The sequence below is a fragment of the Haloferax sp. S2CR25 genome (assembly GCF_031624535.1).
GTDB classification, from domain to species: domain Archaea; phylum Halobacteriota; class Halobacteria; order Halobacteriales; family Haloferacaceae; genus Haloferax; species Haloferax massiliensis.
In genome coordinates, this window is the sequence record NZ_JAMQOO010000009.1 from 20265 (window position 1) to 35573 (window position 15309).

A 15309-nucleotide genomic window follows, 5' to 3' on the forward strand; every position below is an offset into this window, starting at 1 on the left:
TTTATTGTCCAAAGGAAAGGGGCCATATGCAGAAAGAGGAGAGAGGGGTTGGCTCAGGCCGCGGGTGGACGGCCGAAATCTTCTGCCGCCAGATAGGCAGTCTATCGGATTGTTGATACAGGAAAGAACACCTGCTTGGGAGTGGGTGGTCGGCCCCTTGATGAGCGTGAACTGGTGGAGGTTGAGGTGGAGCGTATGAGCAAGTCACTCTGCCGCCGTTTGGGCGGGTCACTCTACGCCGTGACAGGCGGTCCACTCTATCGCCGTGGAGGGCGGAGTCATTCAGACGTCATGACGGACTTGGCGTCGGGGTATGGACGGTTGCCTGCTGGGTGTGAACCGCATCGCGTTGCGGGGCCGGTGGCCCCACGTAGACATACACACCCAGCAGGGACCGCACGGGCCGCCGGGGGCGGCCCGTTGTCCATCCCCTCCTGACGGGGTGTGGGTGGTGGTAGGAGTAGCGGTGAGCCGAGCGCGGCTGATAGCCGGCGCGTACCAAGCCGAAGGGAGTTGGCTTGGCGAACGGGGGAGACGTTGGGGGCGTGTCTTAGGGGGCGATGGTGTAGAGGAGGCCGAAGTAGGCGATGATGACGGCGACGAACAGGAGGAAGGTGAGGATGAGGGGGCCGATGAAGACAGGTGCGCCAGAACGTTCAGAGCGGTCTCGTCGGTAGAGGGTAGGCGTAGGGGGACGGTTCGAGTTCTTCTTCGAGTTCGCGAGGCGGACGTGGGCGACGAGGGAGAGGGCGAGGACGCCGAGCATGGTGTGGTACTGGTTGGTCGTCGACCACTGACTGACTCCAAACGTTACGAAGATGACGAGGACGGCAGAGACGAGAGCGACCACGATGTCGACAACGCGAGCGTGCCTACTGAGGTCGAGGTACGTATCGAGTCGAGTGGCCGCGAGCTTCGCGATGAAGTGCTCAGCGGTGACGTCGACAAAGTCGGTAGTGGCGAGGGCGAGGGCTGCATAGAGGAGGAGGCGGACGTTCTCTCGAGAGAACGAGCTGTCGTAATAGAGCGCGATGATGACGCCGGCAGTGATGAGGACGACGAGCAGGCGAGTCCCTGTATGGGGGAGGAGGTCGTCGACACGATCTTGCCCAGTGGGGGACGGGTTCGAGTCAGTAGCCATTACACGAGCGGAGTGAGGGAACCGGTTTACGTATGCTGGTCCGTTGACGGGTCTCCGCAGTCAGAATCGGAGTCGACTACCCCCCGAAGCCCGGTCGCTCTCGACGACCCGCGACCCGCGCTGCGCTCCGGTAGGTGCTTGCGAGGTCGGGGGCCGGTCGAGGCGCGCCCACCCTTCGGAAGTCCACCACCGCAGCGGTGGTTGGAGGGCTCGCGTCAGACAGGAAGGTGTGCCTCTGCGTTCCGCGATGAAGGCCGGGACGTTTTTTCGTCTTGCGATTTCCAGTCTCACGTACCGGTGGACTGTCGGGGGCCGTCGTGCCGCTCGCCTCCCCACAGGGGTCGGCGCGCGTCACTCCGGCAGGTGTCCGAGCGCGCCAGCGCCCGGTCTCCTGGTAGAGCCCTTAATGGCCTCCAGTCGGGCCAGCAAACCGCACTGGCCCGATGTAACCACTAAGGGACTACCAGCTACCGAGGCGCGTATGGCGCGCTACGAGTGTCCCACGCACGGAGTTATCGGCTACAAACAGACGACGTCCTCGAAGACCCCGCCCGGTCGGAACTGCGCCGAGTGCGGCGCGTCCGTCGCTCGGTGCTGGGGCCGGCCGTAGCCACCCCGGCTTCTTTTTGCTTCCGAACGGCACGTCGGAAGCGAGCGCCGATGTCGTCCCTCCGCGTGTTCGAGGCGGCCCGTCCCGCTCGACTCCACTTCCCGCGGCCCGCTTTACCCAGAAGAACCATCACCCGCGCGTCGGAGTCACGCGGGGAAGCTGCACGCCGGGTGGGGGCGACGGCGTCGTTGAGGGATGTCTGTTCGGTGTGTACGCAACGATCCGCACCGCTCGCCTCCAGTCGCATCGCCCGCTCGTCACCGACCATTCCGGGCATGCGGGGCCGCTCACTCACTGCGTTCGCGGCCCCGTTCCGGGCCGGGCTCCGCTCGGGGTCGCCGGGCCGCTCACCGCCGGGTTCGACACAACCACCGTGTCAAACCCCCGCGGCCCGACCGGCGCTCACTCGATGCGTTCGCGCCGTCTCCCCCTTCGCTCCGTATGGTTTGACTCCAGCACTAAGCGCGCTTTCGGTCGCGGCGGCGCAAACCGCACGCCGCCGGACACGAAACCGGCTTATGTGCTGGACGCGGGCTCTGCTCCTTCTCGACGCGCGCCGCTGGATTCTGTCCGGCACAGTCGCCCGCGTCCCGCGCGCCGAGGGCGCGCGTGAAGCCCGCGGGACGCGGGCTTGAAGGTGTTCCAACATGACGGAAATGACAGCAGTAGAGCCATTCGCATCGGAGTTCAACTACACGTTCACGGTTACGGAGAAGCGTCCAGTGATGGTTCCCACGGGGCCATCGAAGGTCATCATCTCGGAGTTCGACTCGGCGGACGCAGGAGTGAGCGCGGTGTCGCCTGAAAACTACCCTCACGTGGAGCGGATGGAGGTTGAGACGGACGTCGGAACGCACGAACGCTGGAAGCCGGTGGACACGGTCGCACCAGAGGCATCGAAGCACGTGACCCTCGAAGAGCGGAAGATTCGTCGGCGGAAGTCGCGGTATGACGGTGGTGCGTACAACCTGTTCCTGCGGTTGATTCGGCAGGGTGAGCTGGTCCACTACGGCTTCGAGACCGAGGACGGACCGGAGATTCGGAGCGCACGGTCGGTGTGTGAGTTCCTCGCGGACAGGGTGAAGATTCCATACCGGACGGAAAGCGGGCGGGCGCGGACGTCGTCGTACGGGCCGTTCATCGACGACGTTCCAAGTGACAGGGAAGTGCGCGCGATGCAGATGCTCATCAACGGTCACACACAGAAGACTGGTGGTGCGCCGAGTCCTCGGGTGGTTCTGGGCATCGTCGAGGCGGTTGTCGAGAACGACATGGAGCGGTTGAACGGGTACGTGAACGACCTGATGACCCCCTTCATGGACTCGGAGTGGGTGAAGATCCCTCTCAAAGAGCAGGATGACGACCAAGTGCCGCTCATCCGGTCAGTTACCCCGGAGAGCCGGCGGAAGGTGAAGCAGCGGTTCACCCTCACCCTCGAAGGCACGAACGCGTAACCCCGAACGCGCCCCTTTTTTGGTTCGTTTCTCTGGTGTGTACGTTCCCCACCTCCCACCCACCTCCAGGTTCCGGACTGCTCACGGCGCCGCGGTGCGGCGTCGTTGCGCGGTCGGGCTTTCCCCTCGTTCAGCTGCGCGCTAACGCGCCGGGCGATCGGGGCGCGCGCCTCGAGGCCAACCTCGTGACGACGACCGTGGCCGGGGGTGTGCGCGGTCACACGCCGTCGCCGCAAGGAAAGGTTACCCGCGCTCCTGGCCGGGGCGCGGAAGCGGTGGGTCACTGGCCGTCACCGGCGCTCCCCACGTCGTGATATCGCTCGCGAACAGCCACTTCCGTCAGAGGCACACAGGCACAGCCGGCGTCCCCCGACACCCTTTTACGTTGTTACTTGAGGCAGGTCCCACGTCGAGCGACGAGGTCACTCGGTACGAGGAGTCTCTACCGCACCGCAGAACTACCAGTCGCACGCGTCGAGAGTCGCGTGCGTCGACGACGTTCCCGCACCGCGGCGGCCCGCGTCGCTCGGAGCGTGCTGTTCCCTCGCGGCCTCGTGGCTCCCCGCCACGCCAGCACCAAGCGCGCTCCCGGTCGCTGCGCTCGCGTGGCGTGCTCGCGACACGGAACCGGCTTGTGTGCTGGACGGCCGCTCAGTCCAGACTCCGCGCGCCGCTGGTTGGTCGAGGAGAGTGCGCGGCGCGCCCGACAGGGTCGGGCGGAGGCGCGCCGCGGCAGGTGCGGTTCTGATTGGAGGCAGTACACGGATGAGCAAAAGCACGGAAGTCGAAGCATCGATTCTTGAACGCATTCGACACAAGGGCGCTGTGGACGTGGACGTCGTTCGGATGTTCACGACGCTCCGCACGCACGTCTGGTTGGACGAAGACGAAGATGTCGCCAGCGCCCGGTTCGCGCGCCGGCTGGCCACCGTGTGTGACCAGGAGGTCGTCGAAGTGCCCGACGAGGTACGCAAGGCTGCGGTCGTCCGGTTCGAGCGTGGACGGTTCGAGACAGTCGATGAGGCGGTCGTCGCCTTCATCAACTGCTACACGGACTTCCACTTCGGGCCGGACGAGGAGATTCCGGTGTGGTTCACCCGTCTCCTGAAAGCCATCGCGTTCTTCGTGCAGGCGCTCACGCTCCTCGAACTCGTCATCCGGCTTCTCGGCCTGCGGTAACGGCCACTGAACGACTGCCGCAGTCGCGTCTCCATTTGCGGTACTTCTTTGCTCCCTCGCGTGTCCGTCACCACCACCCACCCGCCTCCACGTTCCGGACGCCCCCGGGGGGTGCGTCGGGCTTTCGCTCTCGTACCGCCCCGCACCGCTTCCGGTTCACTCCCTTCGGTCGTTCACCGTCCCGCGCTCGCTCGCTACGCTCGCTCGCGCGGTTAACGAAGCTCTCCCCACCCCTCACACTCGAACCTCTCTACGAGCACGTCAGGGCCGTCTACGGAGAACCAAGCGAACGCCCGCGGTCGCTCGGCATCCCGCGACCCGCGCTGCGCGCCTCACATCTGTTCGGTGCTTACGGGGTCGGGGGACGACCGAGACGCCCGCCCCCGTCCGAACTCCCCGCCAGCAGCGGCTGATCGGCATGTGGCCATATGGCCAGATGCGTTTTATGTTCCTCCAGCCACAACAAGCAGACGCCGGGACGACGATCCGGCGTGAGACCGCACGGAGTCGCTTTGCCAGAGTCGCAACGTGCGTCCCACTTCCGTCCTTTCGTGTCGACGTCAGAGGCACACCCTATTCGTGTTCGAGCGGCACGGGCCGCTCGTCCTTCCGCTCCTTCTCGGCTTCCCGCCGCGCGACGACTAAGCGCAGTTTCGGTTCCTGCGGTCCAGTCGGTCCTTGGAACACGAAAACTGGCTTATGTCGTCGCCAGTCGCTTCCGGCGCGCGTCCCTGGTTGGTCCGGTGAGCGGTCGGCGCGCCCGACAGAGTCGGGCGAGGGCGCGCCTCCGACGGAGGTGTTGCCTGAAGGTGTTCGACATGACAGGCTTATGGACCGACTGTCGGCGACAGAATCGTACGGGAAACCAGTGCTGTCTGTTCAGCGAGGACGTCCTCGCAGAACTCGAGGCACGCGGCGTCGACGCCGATCCGTTCGCGGTTGGCGAAGCACTAAACGAAATGTACCCTGTCCACATCCCCGAGCGCGTGATGTGGATGGTGCAGTTCGAGGTGAGCTCTGCGCCTCTCATCACCGTCGAGATGGTCTTCTACCAACTGGAGGTCGAGTTCATCCACCTCCAGCAGCGGTACGAACCCACACATCAGCGCACCCCCGAGGGCCGTCTCGCGAAGGCACTCATCTCCTTCGGAGAACGGCGCGTCGGGTTCCAGGACCGGCTTCGATCCCACGCTCGAAAGGCGTTCGAGCGCGGACGAGCGCTCGGTCAGAAACTCGTGTCCGCCTAACCACCGGCCCCTTTTTTGCGTCCCTGGTTGGCCGATGTGTACGCGTCAGCTCGGCGCACGCGGGGCGTGCTGGCTTTCCCTGCCCTCGCGCCCTCCCGGCGCGCCACCACCAAGCCCGCGCCCGGTTCGCTCCCAACCACGGTCGCGAACACAGAACGGGCTTGTGTGCTGGACGGACCAGCTCGCCAGATCCCCGCGTGCTTCTGGATGGGTAGGAGAGGGTCGGCGCGGCCCGACAGGAGTCGGGCGAGGCCGCGCCTCCGAGCAAGGAGGCGGGTCAGAAGGTGTTCCATCATGTCTTCGTTCTCTCCCAGTAGCAGCAGTAGCGTCGCCCATCAAGTAGCCGCCGCCCGTCGAGCGGACTACATCGCGTTCCTCTTCAGGATGCCGTACGCGTTCGACGCTCACCAACTCGGGTTCGCAACGGGCGTTCGGGAGGACTACTCGATGCAGAACAAGTACGACACGGCGGACGTCCCCGTGTTCATGCTGGACAACGACTTCAAGGACCCCGACCTGGAGCGCTACCTCGAAGTGTTCCGCGAGTACGAACCCCGAATTGGCGTTATCGGTGATGCCTACGACGTCGACGATGCACAGCAGCTCGTCGACGCGGCTCGTGAGTTGACGGATGAACTCGAGTATTTCGACCCCATCATCGTCCCGAAGTGCGAGGCGGCACTGGAGGCGATTCCGAAGGAGATCATCGTCGGCTATCCGATTGGATATTCGGACATCCACGCGCCGGACTTCACGCGACCGAGCGACTGGGCCGGTCGTCGAGTTCACATCCTCGGCGGGAGCCCGCCGAAGCAGTGGACGGCGATCCAGGAGCTCGCACCGGGCGGTGACGCAGCTGGAGACCAGTCAGGTCTCAGCGCGTTCGGCGTGACGAGTGAGCCCGCGTGGGACCCCGCGGATATCGTCGGCCTGGACTGGAACGGCCTGCACGGGGTCGCGCTGAAGGGTGAGTATTGGCATCACGAGTCGCCGCACTGGCGGCGAGCGGACGACCTCACTATCCGCGGGACGGTTCGACGGGGTCTCCAGCATATCCGGCGGTTCTGGAGGGATCGTGGCGTCTGGCCGACGCTCACATTCGCCGACGCCGGCGTTCGTCAGAAGGAACCCCTCTCTCCGACCGACCCACTCTGCACGGGGTGCGGTCGCGATCTTTTCGACCCGGATGAGATAGAGGTGCTCGTTGAGTACGAGGACCGCGTCACCCGCGCGTACTGTTCGGAGTCGTGCTTCGACCACGCGGAGTACCATACGGGCCTCGTCCCGCTCGATATCTCTCGCGACACCTCGTTCTACACGATGAACCGCGCTCGCATCAGCGGCTTCAAGGCTGCCTGAGACGGGCGAATCCCGGTGTTTCTCGTTACGGTTCGCACCGCTCGCCGCTCCAGTCTCCGGCCGGTCGCCGCCGGAGGCGGCTCCCGACCCGCCGCTTCGCTCGCGCCTTCCCGGCGCGCCAGCACTAAGCGCGTTTTCGGTTGCGTCCCTCAGCGGACTTTCGCGCTCCAGCCTCCGGCCACTCGCCTGCGACGGGCGTCTGCGCCGCCCGTCGGTGCTCGCGACCTTCGACTGTTCACGTTCCGCAGTCCGGGACGGACGCGAGAAACGGCTTATGTGCTGGCCGCTCGCTCTGGACTGGTCGGCGCGCGTGGCTGGTTTGGGGTGTTCACTGTTGCCCGCGTCCCGCGGCCCCAGGGGGCCGCGTGAAGCCCGCGGGACGCGGGCGAGAAGGTGTTTCTAACATGAGTAGTGCAAGCAACTCAGGAGCGAAGTACGGACGAACTGAACAGAACGAACAGACGACCCTCGGAGACTCGAAAGCGGTTTCTCCCCCTGAGCGCGTTCTCGGACGACGTGAAGGCGTGACGTACCGGGCAGTCGGCAAGGGCGTACCGCTGGGGATTCACATTCGCTTCGAGACGGTGAAGCCAGCGAACAGCTGGGATCCGACGAACGAACTCGGGAACAGAGTGGTTGACAAGAACGACGCGAGCGATGTCTACGTGGAGGCGTACCACTCCCCGGTGTGTGCGATTAAAGACGGACGGTTGGTGACTGAGGGCGACCTCGATGACCCTGATGACGAAGATACGATGAAGTTCGGTGGCGTGGCGTCATTCCTGGAAAACGGGGTGGTCGACTTCATGCCCACCGAGGACGTGAAGTGGTACGTCGTCGACGATCCTCACCGATAGACGGCGGCTCTCTTTTTTGTCGTCACTCCTCTATTAGCGTCTCTCTCCTCAGTTCGCCCCGCTCGTCTCTCCGTCGCGATACTCCCTCGCGGCTCCCCGCCGCGCCAGCACCAAGCGCGTTTTCGGTTCGACTCCCTCCCACGGTCGGTCTCGAACGCGAGAAACGGCTTGTGTGCTGGACGGTCGTTCTGCTCCGTTCCGACGCGCGCTGCTGGACTGGGTCGTCGCTGGTTGCCCGCGTCCCGCGACCCAGAGGGGTCGCGGCGAGCCCGCGGGACGCGGGCGAGTAGGTGTTCCAACATGTACGAGAACGTCAGTTTCGAGGCGAAGCAGAGTGCGCTAATGTACCATTCCCAAGTGTCGCAGGATATCCGGCATCCGAGTTCGGGGACGGCGGTCGTCGTGAACCGGCACTCGGACGGGTCGCGGTTCGAGTCAGTTGACGCGATGATTCGGCATCTGGTCGCGATGGGCGACACGGAGATCGTGGAGTTCCTGGAGGCGGCGCTGTAAAATGGTTCGACAGGCATGGGAGGATCCGCAGGCGCGGGCGTCCCTCGACTTCCGGAGCGGCGCGGCGGCGCGAGAGTTCGAGCGCGAGCAGATGCTCGAACGCGCACCGGCGGAGTGCGCTCGGTGCGGCGGGGACGCGGCGCGCGATGTCGCGCTGTGCGGGACGTGCGAGGCCCTCGTCAAGGACGAGTAGCCCGCACCGTCGCCTCGCTTTACGACCCACCATCCCCACCCACCTCCACGGTCCGGACGCACCCCCGAGGGCGTCCGGCTTTCGCACAGCCGCTTCCGGTTCACTCCCTTCGGTCGTTCACCGGCCCGCGCTCGCTCGCTACGCTCGCTCGCGCGGTTAACGAAGCACCGTTCCTGCCGTCCATACGGTGCGTACGGTGCGTACGGTACAGACGGTAACAACGGTGAGCCCGACTACGCGTCCGAGGTCTGCCGACGCAGGAGTTCGAGCGGGGCTTCGTACGCCAGTCGAATCGCTTCGATCAGCTCCGAGACCTGCTCGGGACCCTCGCGATACTCGGTCGCGTGCATCTGGTAGACGACGTCGTCCTCGTCGAAGATACAAACCTCGTGATCGGGTGCGACTTCGGGGTCGTCTGGCCACGAGGCATCGTCATCGAGGACAACACGGAGTGGTGGCGTCTCGTCGACGTCGATCCCAGCTGGTGGTTCCGGAAGTGGTTCTGGAGTGAACCAATCCGGCCCGTTCGCCCCGTCCGTCCACATCTCGCGCTCTTCGTACTGCCCCTGCATCCAGGAAGCGTTCGTTGCGAGGAGACTAGCGGGATCTTCGTAGGCGTCGACGAGCGCAGAGACCATCCGAGGGACCATCTCGTCGCAGGGACCTTCAGGACCCCAATCGTGGTTAGTGAACGGGACGACTTCCGCGCCGTTGGCGTCGTACACGACGACGATTCCGTCGTTCGAGAGGATTTGGAGGGGGAGTTCACCGTACTCGATTTCGGTGTCGGTGTTCGTAGCCATATCCTACATTTCGGGAGATAGGGCCTTCATATTCCCGAACTTAATAACTCTAAGCAGAACGGTGACACTTCCCGGACGCCCTCATCCGCTCGGCATCCCGCGACCCACGCTGCGCTCCAGTAGGTGCTTACGGGGTCGGGGGACGGCCGAAGCGCCGAGCCCGCCGGACGTCCACCCGCGGCCGGCGCTCGCTTCGCTCGCTCAGGTGGATCGCAGAGGATCGTCAACACCAGTGGCTACTCGAGCTCGTAAGGGCAGTAAGATGAGGCAGCGCGGAAACGCTGCCTGAAGGTGTTTCCAACATGTCGGTGTCGACATGCGGATGAGAGCCATGTTCCAATCCAGCTCTCGCGTCGACAGAGTTCCAAGCCGTCGACGTACTTTACTGTTCCAGTCGGACGTTATAAAAACGTTATCCGTGCAGTGTTCGTCAACGCCGTCTCGGTACAGCCCGCTCGGAGCGTCCTACCATCCAGTCGTTCGCGGCTTCCCGCCGCGCCAGCACCAAGCGCGTTTTCGGTTCGACTCCCTCCCGCGGTCGGTCGCGAACGCGAGAAACGGCTTGTGTGCTGGTCCCTCCTTCCCGGCAGATCTCCGCGCGGTCTTCGTCTGGGTCACTGTCGTTGCCGCGCCGGGACGCGCTCCCGGGGGAGCGCGTGCAGAGCGCGCCCGGCGCGGGCGGGCCTGTAGGTGTTTCCAACAATGAATCGGATGTTCGACACTGGTACTGGTGAGACGCTGATGATCAACGACGTCGATGCGCTGACTTTCGAGCGCGAGTGCTTCGAGGAGACGTACGAGGCGGTGCGGGCGAAGGCGAAGGCGGTGGCGGACGAGGACGACGACGAGCAGGTTCGGCTGGCGGTGCTGAAGGCGCTGATGGATGAGGTTCTGGACATCGCGCTGGAAGACGTCCTGGAGCTGAAGGTGCTCGTGACGCTGGACGAAGAGGTCACGGGGTTCGAGTGGGTGCTCGCGCGGACGGTCGAGCAGACGCTGAACACGGTGGCCGACTGGAAGACGGGCGTGTCGGAGCCCAGCTGGGAGTCGGAGACGGAGCGAGAGACGGCGTTCGCCTGAACCGGCGGCCTATTTTTTGCGTCGCTTTGGGAGACCGGTGTGGACATCTCCGGATCGAGTGCTCGCCTCCCGTTCCCGTCACTCCCTCGCGGCTTCCCGCCGCGCCAGCACTAAGCGCGCTCCCGGTCGCTGCGCTCGCGTAGCGTGCTCGCGACGCGGAACCGGCTTATGTGCTGGACGGTCGTTCTGGTCTCTCTCGGCGCGCGCTCTGGTTTCTGTCAGGGTTGTTGCCGCGCCGGGACGCGCTCCCGGGGGAGCGCGTGCAGAGCGCGCCCGGCGCGGGCGAGCCTGCCTGTAGGTGTTTCCAAAATGAGTACCACTCAGTCCAAGAACGGTAGTATCGAGATTCGGTCGAAGAAAGGCGCGCTCGACGAACGAGATCGGTTCGACGAGACGGTTGAGGAACGTATCGTGACGAAACTCCAGTACGGTGCGGGCGTCAAGGACACGGACGCGGACGGGCTGATGGCCGAGACCGCGTGGGCGGCGAAGGTCGAGTTGGTTTGGATGCCGAGTGAGGTCCTGATGGACGTGCGCGAGGAATTGGAGGCCCAGGTCTGGACGGACGAGTCTCTGGAAGACGTCGTCGAGACGTTCATGGTCGCGGTCGAGCGTGTGTACAACGCGTGGCTAACGGACGACCGGGCGGACCTTGTCCTGAAGAAGGAGAAGGCGGTGAAACGCTTCGAGGAGGAGTTCATCGAATGGGACCACATCTGTCCGACGACGTGGACGCTCGTGGACAAGTATCTCACCGAGAACGAGGAGAATTTGGTTGCGGTACGCGTAGCAGCGGAGAACCGGTAGGCCATCGAACACCCTTTTTTGCCGTGGTAGAGACGGCCCGTCACGCGTTGAGGCGCTCCGTCAGTCCATCCCGGACTGCGCGGACTAAGCGCGGTTTCGATTCCTGCGGTCCAGTCGGTCCTCGGAACGCGAGAACCGGCTTATGTCCGCGCCCATCACGCCCCTGACGCGTTCCTGGATGTGTCGGGGAGTGGTCGGCGCGCCCGACAGGAGTCGGGCGAGGGCGCGCCTCCGAACAGAGGCGTTGCCTGAAGGTGTTCCAGATGGAACGACAGATAATCGCAAACCGCAACGACAGAGCAGCGTTCATCAAGCAACTTCGAGCACTCCCAGAGGGGAGTGCAGTCCGTATCCGCGGGCCGACCGAGGACGAAGAGGCGTACGCAGACGGGCCGTTCAACGCGACGTTCGTCGGTCGCGGCCAACTCACGCTTCGCGATCAGGACGGCGAGATCCTCTTCATCCATCTCCCCGTCGAGTGCGCGCAGGACTGGTGGCCGTTCCTCACCCACTCCGAGTACCGGACGTCGACGAACAACCTGTGTGAAGTCGAGGAACTCGACATTCTCACGACGAATCGCGCGGAGGCGTTCGCGACGGTCGAGAACGGCACTCGCGTTTCCGGAGGTGTCTAACGTGGCGACTTACCAGGGCTACACGGCGTCCAACTGCGTCCTCGTCACCGACGTCAACGCGGTCGCAGAACTCCTCGAAGTCTACGGCGTAGAGATGTTCGTCGACCAGTCGGAGTGGGAACGCGGACAGCTCCGGTTCGCCGCGGACGCGACGTTCTCGGCAGAGAACCCCGGTGCGGGCGAACAGGCGACGACGGAGGGCTTCTTCATCGCTCTCAGCGACCACCTGCCGGAGGACGTGACCCTAGTCGTGCAGAGCATCGGCCACGAGCGGACGCGCTTCCCGCTGAACGCGTACCAGTACACCGTCACCGACGACGACGTCGAGTTCGTGCAACTCGATCCCGAGGGTAGTCTGTAGTCGCCCCCGGTTCCTCCCTTTTTGCTTCCGGACGGCACGGGCCACATCGGCCTTCCACACCTCGCGCCCTCCCGGCGCGCCACCACCAAGCGCGCTCCCGGTTGCGTCGACGCAAAACCGCGCGTCGACGGACGCGGAACCGGCTTGTGTGCTGGCCGGTGTTCCCGGCCGCGTGTCCCTGGATGCTTAGGTGAGCGGTCGGCGCGCCCGACAGAGTCGGGCGGAGGCGCGCCTCCGACAGAACGGAGGGCGTCAAGGTGTTCCAACATGTCCAGTAGTCAACCTACGATCGAAGACAGCATCGAGCGGAAAGAGCAGGCGGAAGCGGCGGTCGCGTTCGACGACAAGGAGACGCGAAAGGACGAAATGCACTCCGAGATCGAGGAGTGGGTCGAAGAGCTCGCCGAGATGACAGACGAGGCGGCGGCGTCCAAGCAGTTCCAGGAGTGGCTGGATATCCAGTCGAAGTTCCACGACTACTCCGTGAACAACACGCTCCTCATTCTCGCACAGAAACCAGAGGCGAGCGCGGTGGCGGGCTACCGGGCGTGGCAGAACGACTTCGACCGTCAGGTCTCCGAGGGCGAGAGTGCCATCTGGATCTGGGCTCCGGTCATCGCGAAGCAGTGTCCCGGGTGCGGGAACGCGCCGAGCTACCACGAGCGGATCGAGTGTGAGTACGACGAGACGCTGCCGGAGGAGTGGTCGAAGGGCGCTGTGGCGTTCCGTCCTGCTCCAGTGTTCGACATCAGCCAGACCGAGGGCGAGCCGTTGACGGACATGGACACGGCAGCGTACGGGGACGGTGCGTCGCTACTGCCCGCGGTCGTGGACACGGCGACCGACTTCGGAGTGGATCTCGAACTGGTGAACGTCGAGGACTGGTCGCGGGGGAGCGCGCTCGGTGTCGCGAAGCCGAGCGACGACGAGGAGCATCAGGCGGAGGTGAAGGTGCAGAAGCAATCGAACCTCGCGGACGTGGCGTCGACGACGATCCACGAGTACGCCCACGCGCTCCTACACGTCGGTGTGTCCGATACGGAGGAACGCGGCATGCGGGAGGTCGAAGCGGAGTCGACGGCCTACGTGGTGGCGCGGTACTTCGGGCTGGACGCGTCGAACTCGGCATTCTACATCGCGCGGTGGGCTGACCAGGACGCGGACGCGATCCGAGAGCGGCTCACGCGAATCAGCCGGACGAGCAAGCAGCTCATAGAAACCATCGAAGGCCACCTCGAAGACGACGAGGCGGAAGACAAGGACCAGTAGCCCCTCACGGGCTCTCTTTTTTGTCGAACCGCCATCCCCACCCACCTCCACGGTTCGGACTGCTCGCGACGCCTATTGGCGTCGCTGTGCGGTCGGACTTTCGCATGAAGAACGCACAAAAACGGAAAGGTCGTAGACGAACGAGGGGTTACGCGGATGCCGTGAGTTCGGCAATCTGTTGATCACTTTCGTCGTCGATAATGAGCACCTTGACCGGGTCGCTCTCCAAGTCGAAAGTGTTCGACGAGGACGAGTACGCGGCAGATCCGGCGAAGCTAACGGTCGTCGATGTATCGTCACTCTCGATACTAATCGTGTCTCCCACACTGATGTCGACGTCGTTCCCGTTCGAGAAGGTGGCGAGCGTTGCGCCGTCTCGCTTCACCTTAATCATCGTGTCCTGTGCGTTGAGCTCTGTACCGCCCTCGTGGGAGACGTGGATAGTGTCCGTTGTTCCGGACTCTGCGTCTTCAACTGCGAAGTTCGCTTTGGGGGCTGTCTTCCCCATCTGACTGTTAAAGTCGAGGACGAATGCCCCGACACCGGCCGCCATGATGACCACGAGTCCGATCATCAAAATCACGGCGATGACCGGGCTGACTGCTCGGTCCTCGCGGCGAAGGGCGGCGAACTGTTCTTGTACTGAGTTGAGTATTCCGCGTTTCATTCCTTAGTGCTTTGAATCGTTTTGTTCTTAATCGTTCCGTTTATCCGAATTGAATCTCTTGCTCACCACCCCGTATGGCGTTTTTCTTCTCCTTGGTGTTCTGGAATATCACCTTTCAGGGTATGTTTCGTAATTAGAATGACGTTGCATAAACCTTTCTACAGGAGGAATGGCCCGGAACGAACGCTGTCCCTTATTCGCCCAATAACGGGCGCGACGGTGAATACAGCACCCGATTCGCTCCCCCGCGGTCGCGAATACGGGACTGGTTTCAACCGTCGCCAGTCGGTCCACGCATTCGTTCCTGGTTGCTGGAATGAATCGACGGCGCGCCCGACGAGGTCGAGGCGAGGGCGCGCCGAAGAGAACGCCCGTGAAAGCCCATGAATGACGACATGCACACAGATGCTTATCGAACCGCAATCGAAACCTTTCAAAAACATGGAACGGAAGACACCGAGCCACCAGGAGCCCCAACGGGGCCAACAGGTGAGTGGATCTATTCGTTCAGCGAAGATCGCGTCCCTGTACACCCGAACACCTCCCGGAACTACGAACGGGCAAACCGTGCTCACTTCGAGTTCTGGTGCGTGGCCGACACTGGCTACCGATACGACGGCTACGTCGTCGTCTCGTTCCTCAACGACACCCGCGAGGAGACCGAGGGCGTCGTCGTGAGACCGGATGTGTACGCACGCTGGTACACGGTGAAGCCGCCCGAGAAGCGAACTTGCGAGGCCGATGTGAAGGAGATCGATCAGCAGTGGGTGACGAACGAGGACGACATGGCCTTCGAGGTCTCCGTCGACGAACTGGTCGAGCTCTTCGAGGAGGGAACGCAGTGGCTCCTCGAGTACGCCGAAATCTGTAACTCCGATCGACGCCAGGAGATCGCGCGTGCCGCAGAACACTACTGGAACGACACCCCCGAAACAGAGACGACGTCGCTCACCGACTTCTAGTTACTACCCGAAGGAGTTCGTCAACGCGCCGAATACGGTTGCAACAACTACACTTAGTACGGCGATGACCACATAGGCAATCACTTTTTCAAGAGGATTTAGCGGAACGAGTACAGCGGCGATCACATTCGTAACTGCCATTGCCAACAGAAATTCCGTAGGGTTGACCATA

Annotated in this window: 17 protein-coding genes; 13 read left to right on the top strand and 4 right to left on the bottom strand. The window is 63.7% G+C overall.

Annotated features, from left to right (window positions below; genetic code table 11):
- Positions 1–550: 550 nt before the first annotated feature.
- A complete protein-coding gene (locus NDI65_RS17325) occupies positions 551–1141 on the bottom strand; it encodes a hypothetical protein (protein ID WP_310893899.1) in 591 nt (196 codons plus the stop codon).
- 1257 nt (positions 1142–2398) lie between these two features.
- On the opposite strand from NDI65_RS17325, the gene NDI65_RS17330 reads away from it, so the two are divergent.
- From NDI65_RS17330 to NDI65_RS17360, 7 genes are all read left to right on the top strand, one after another.
- Entirely contained in the window at positions 2399–3205 is an 807-nt protein-coding gene (locus NDI65_RS17330; protein ID WP_310893900.1) for a hypothetical protein, read from the top strand.
- A 765-nt stretch (positions 3206–3970) separates the two neighbouring features.
- Entirely contained in the window at positions 3971–4384 is a 414-nt protein-coding gene (locus tag NDI65_RS17335) for a hypothetical protein (protein ID WP_310893902.1), read from the top strand.
- Positions 4385–5343: 959 nt separating this feature from the next.
- Positions 5344–5631, top strand: a complete 288-nt coding sequence (locus NDI65_RS17340) for a hypothetical protein (RefSeq protein WP_310893903.1) — start codon at positions 5344–5346, stop codon at positions 5629–5631.
- Between the two features lie 294 nt (positions 5632–5925).
- Positions 5926–6990 carry a DUF6610 family protein gene (locus NDI65_RS17345; protein WP_310893904.1) on the top strand — a complete coding sequence of 355 codons (1065 nt, stop codon included), beginning with the start codon at positions 5926–5928 and terminating at the stop codon, positions 6988–6990.
- A gap of 404 nt (positions 6991–7394) precedes the next feature.
- Positions 7395–7847: a hypothetical protein gene (locus NDI65_RS17350; RefSeq protein WP_310893905.1), complete on the top strand. Its 453-nt coding sequence runs from the start codon at positions 7395–7397 to the stop codon at positions 7845–7847.
- Positions 7848–8189: 342 nt separating this feature from the next.
- On the top strand, positions 8190–8360 hold the full coding sequence (locus tag NDI65_RS17355) for a hypothetical protein (protein ID WP_310893906.1): 171 nt from the start codon (positions 8190–8192) through the stop codon (positions 8358–8360).
- Position 8361: 1 nt separating this feature from the next.
- Positions 8362–8553: a hypothetical protein gene (locus NDI65_RS17360; protein WP_310893907.1), complete on the top strand. Its 192-nt coding sequence runs from the start codon at positions 8362–8364 to the stop codon at positions 8551–8553.
- 233 nt (positions 8554–8786) lie between these two features.
- Here the strand turns inward: NDI65_RS17360 and NDI65_RS17365 are convergent, their stop codons facing one another.
- Positions 8787–9356: a hypothetical protein gene (locus NDI65_RS17365; RefSeq protein ID WP_310893908.1), complete on the bottom strand. Its 570-nt coding sequence runs from the start codon at positions 9354–9356 to the stop codon at positions 8787–8789.
- Between the two features lie 702 nt (positions 9357–10058).
- On the opposite strand from NDI65_RS17365, the gene NDI65_RS17370 reads away from it, so the two are divergent.
- From NDI65_RS17370 to NDI65_RS17390, 5 genes are all read left to right on the top strand, one after another.
- Positions 10059–10436, top strand: coding sequence for a hypothetical protein (locus tag NDI65_RS17370; protein WP_310893909.1), 378 nt, complete (start codon positions 10059–10061; stop codon positions 10434–10436).
- Between the two features lie 309 nt (positions 10437–10745).
- Entirely contained in the window at positions 10746–11243 is a 498-nt protein-coding gene (locus tag NDI65_RS17375) for a hypothetical protein (RefSeq protein ID WP_310893910.1), read from the top strand.
- A 263-nt stretch (positions 11244–11506) separates the two neighbouring features.
- The gene (locus tag NDI65_RS17380; protein WP_310893911.1) at positions 11507–11878 is read left to right on the top strand and encodes a hypothetical protein; all 372 of its coding nucleotides are present in this window, start codon (positions 11507–11509) and stop codon (positions 11876–11878) included.
- A 1-nt stretch (position 11879) separates the two neighbouring features.
- A complete protein-coding gene (locus NDI65_RS17385; protein ID WP_310893912.1) occupies positions 11880–12239 on the top strand; it encodes a hypothetical protein in 360 nt (119 codons plus the stop codon).
- Positions 12240–12506: 267 nt separating this feature from the next.
- Complete coding sequence (locus NDI65_RS17390; protein ID WP_310893913.1) at positions 12507–13508, top strand: ArdC-like ssDNA-binding domain-containing protein; 1002 nt, start codon at positions 12507–12509, stop codon at positions 13506–13508.
- Positions 13509–13656: 148 nt separating this feature from the next.
- On the opposite strand, the gene NDI65_RS17395 is transcribed toward NDI65_RS17390, so the two are convergent.
- Positions 13657–14175, bottom strand: coding sequence for a type IV pilin N-terminal domain-containing protein (locus NDI65_RS17395; protein ID WP_310893914.1), 519 nt, complete (start codon positions 14173–14175; stop codon positions 13657–13659).
- 383 nt (positions 14176–14558) lie between these two features.
- Here NDI65_RS17395 and NDI65_RS17400 point away from each other — a divergent pair, with 383 nt between their 5' ends.
- Positions 14559–15137: a hypothetical protein gene (locus NDI65_RS17400; protein ID WP_310893915.1), complete on the top strand. Its 579-nt coding sequence runs from the start codon at positions 14559–14561 to the stop codon at positions 15135–15137.
- A 3-nt stretch (positions 15138–15140) separates the two neighbouring features.
- On the opposite strand, the gene NDI65_RS17405 is transcribed toward NDI65_RS17400, so the two are convergent.
- On the bottom strand, positions 15141–15308 hold the full coding sequence (locus NDI65_RS17405) for a hypothetical protein (RefSeq protein WP_310893916.1): 168 nt from the start codon (positions 15306–15308) through the stop codon (positions 15141–15143).
- Position 15309: the final 1 nt, after the last annotated feature.

Bases quoted from the DNA above. Each gene is read 5' to 3' on its own strand.
- NDI65_RS17375 (WP_310893910.1), top strand. From the start codon at position 10,746: ATGAGTACCACTCAGTCCAAGAACGGTAGTATCGAGATTCGGTCGAAG.
- NDI65_RS17350 (WP_310893905.1), top strand. From the start codon at position 7,395: ATGAGTAGTGCAAGCAACTCAGGAGCGAAGTACGGACGAACTGAACAG.
- NDI65_RS17405 (WP_310893916.1), bottom strand. From the start codon at position 15,308: ATGGTCAACCCTACGGAATTTCTGTTGGCAATGGCAGTTACGAATGTG.
- NDI65_RS17360 (WP_310893907.1), top strand. From the start codon at position 8,362: ATGGTTCGACAGGCATGGGAGGATCCGCAGGCGCGGGCGTCCCTCGAC.
- NDI65_RS17325 (WP_310893899.1), bottom strand. From the start codon at position 1,141: ATGGCTACTGACTCGAACCCGTCCCCCACTGGGCAAGATCGTGTCGAC.
- NDI65_RS17335 (WP_310893902.1), top strand. From the start codon at position 3,971: ATGAGCAAAAGCACGGAAGTCGAAGCATCGATTCTTGAACGCATTCGA.
- NDI65_RS17345 (WP_310893904.1), top strand. From the start codon at position 5,926: ATGTCTTCGTTCTCTCCCAGTAGCAGCAGTAGCGTCGCCCATCAAGTA.
- NDI65_RS17340 (WP_310893903.1), top strand. From the start codon at position 5,344: ATGTACCCTGTCCACATCCCCGAGCGCGTGATGTGGATGGTGCAGTTC.
- NDI65_RS17380 (WP_310893911.1), top strand. From the start codon at position 11,507: ATGGAACGACAGATAATCGCAAACCGCAACGACAGAGCAGCGTTCATC.
- NDI65_RS17390 (WP_310893913.1), top strand. From the start codon at position 12,507: ATGTCCAGTAGTCAACCTACGATCGAAGACAGCATCGAGCGGAAAGAG.
- NDI65_RS17355 (WP_310893906.1), top strand. From the start codon at position 8,190: ATGTACCATTCCCAAGTGTCGCAGGATATCCGGCATCCGAGTTCGGGG.
- NDI65_RS17365 (WP_310893908.1), bottom strand. From the start codon at position 9,356: ATGGCTACGAACACCGACACCGAAATCGAGTACGGTGAACTCCCCCTC.
- NDI65_RS17330 (WP_310893900.1), top strand. From the start codon at position 2,399: ATGACGGAAATGACAGCAGTAGAGCCATTCGCATCGGAGTTCAACTAC.
- NDI65_RS17395 (WP_310893914.1), bottom strand. From the start codon at position 14,175: ATGAAACGCGGAATACTCAACTCAGTACAAGAACAGTTCGCCGCCCTT.
- NDI65_RS17370 (WP_310893909.1), top strand. From the start codon at position 10,059: ATGAATCGGATGTTCGACACTGGTACTGGTGAGACGCTGATGATCAAC.
- NDI65_RS17400 (WP_310893915.1), top strand. From the start codon at position 14,559: ATGAATGACGACATGCACACAGATGCTTATCGAACCGCAATCGAAACC.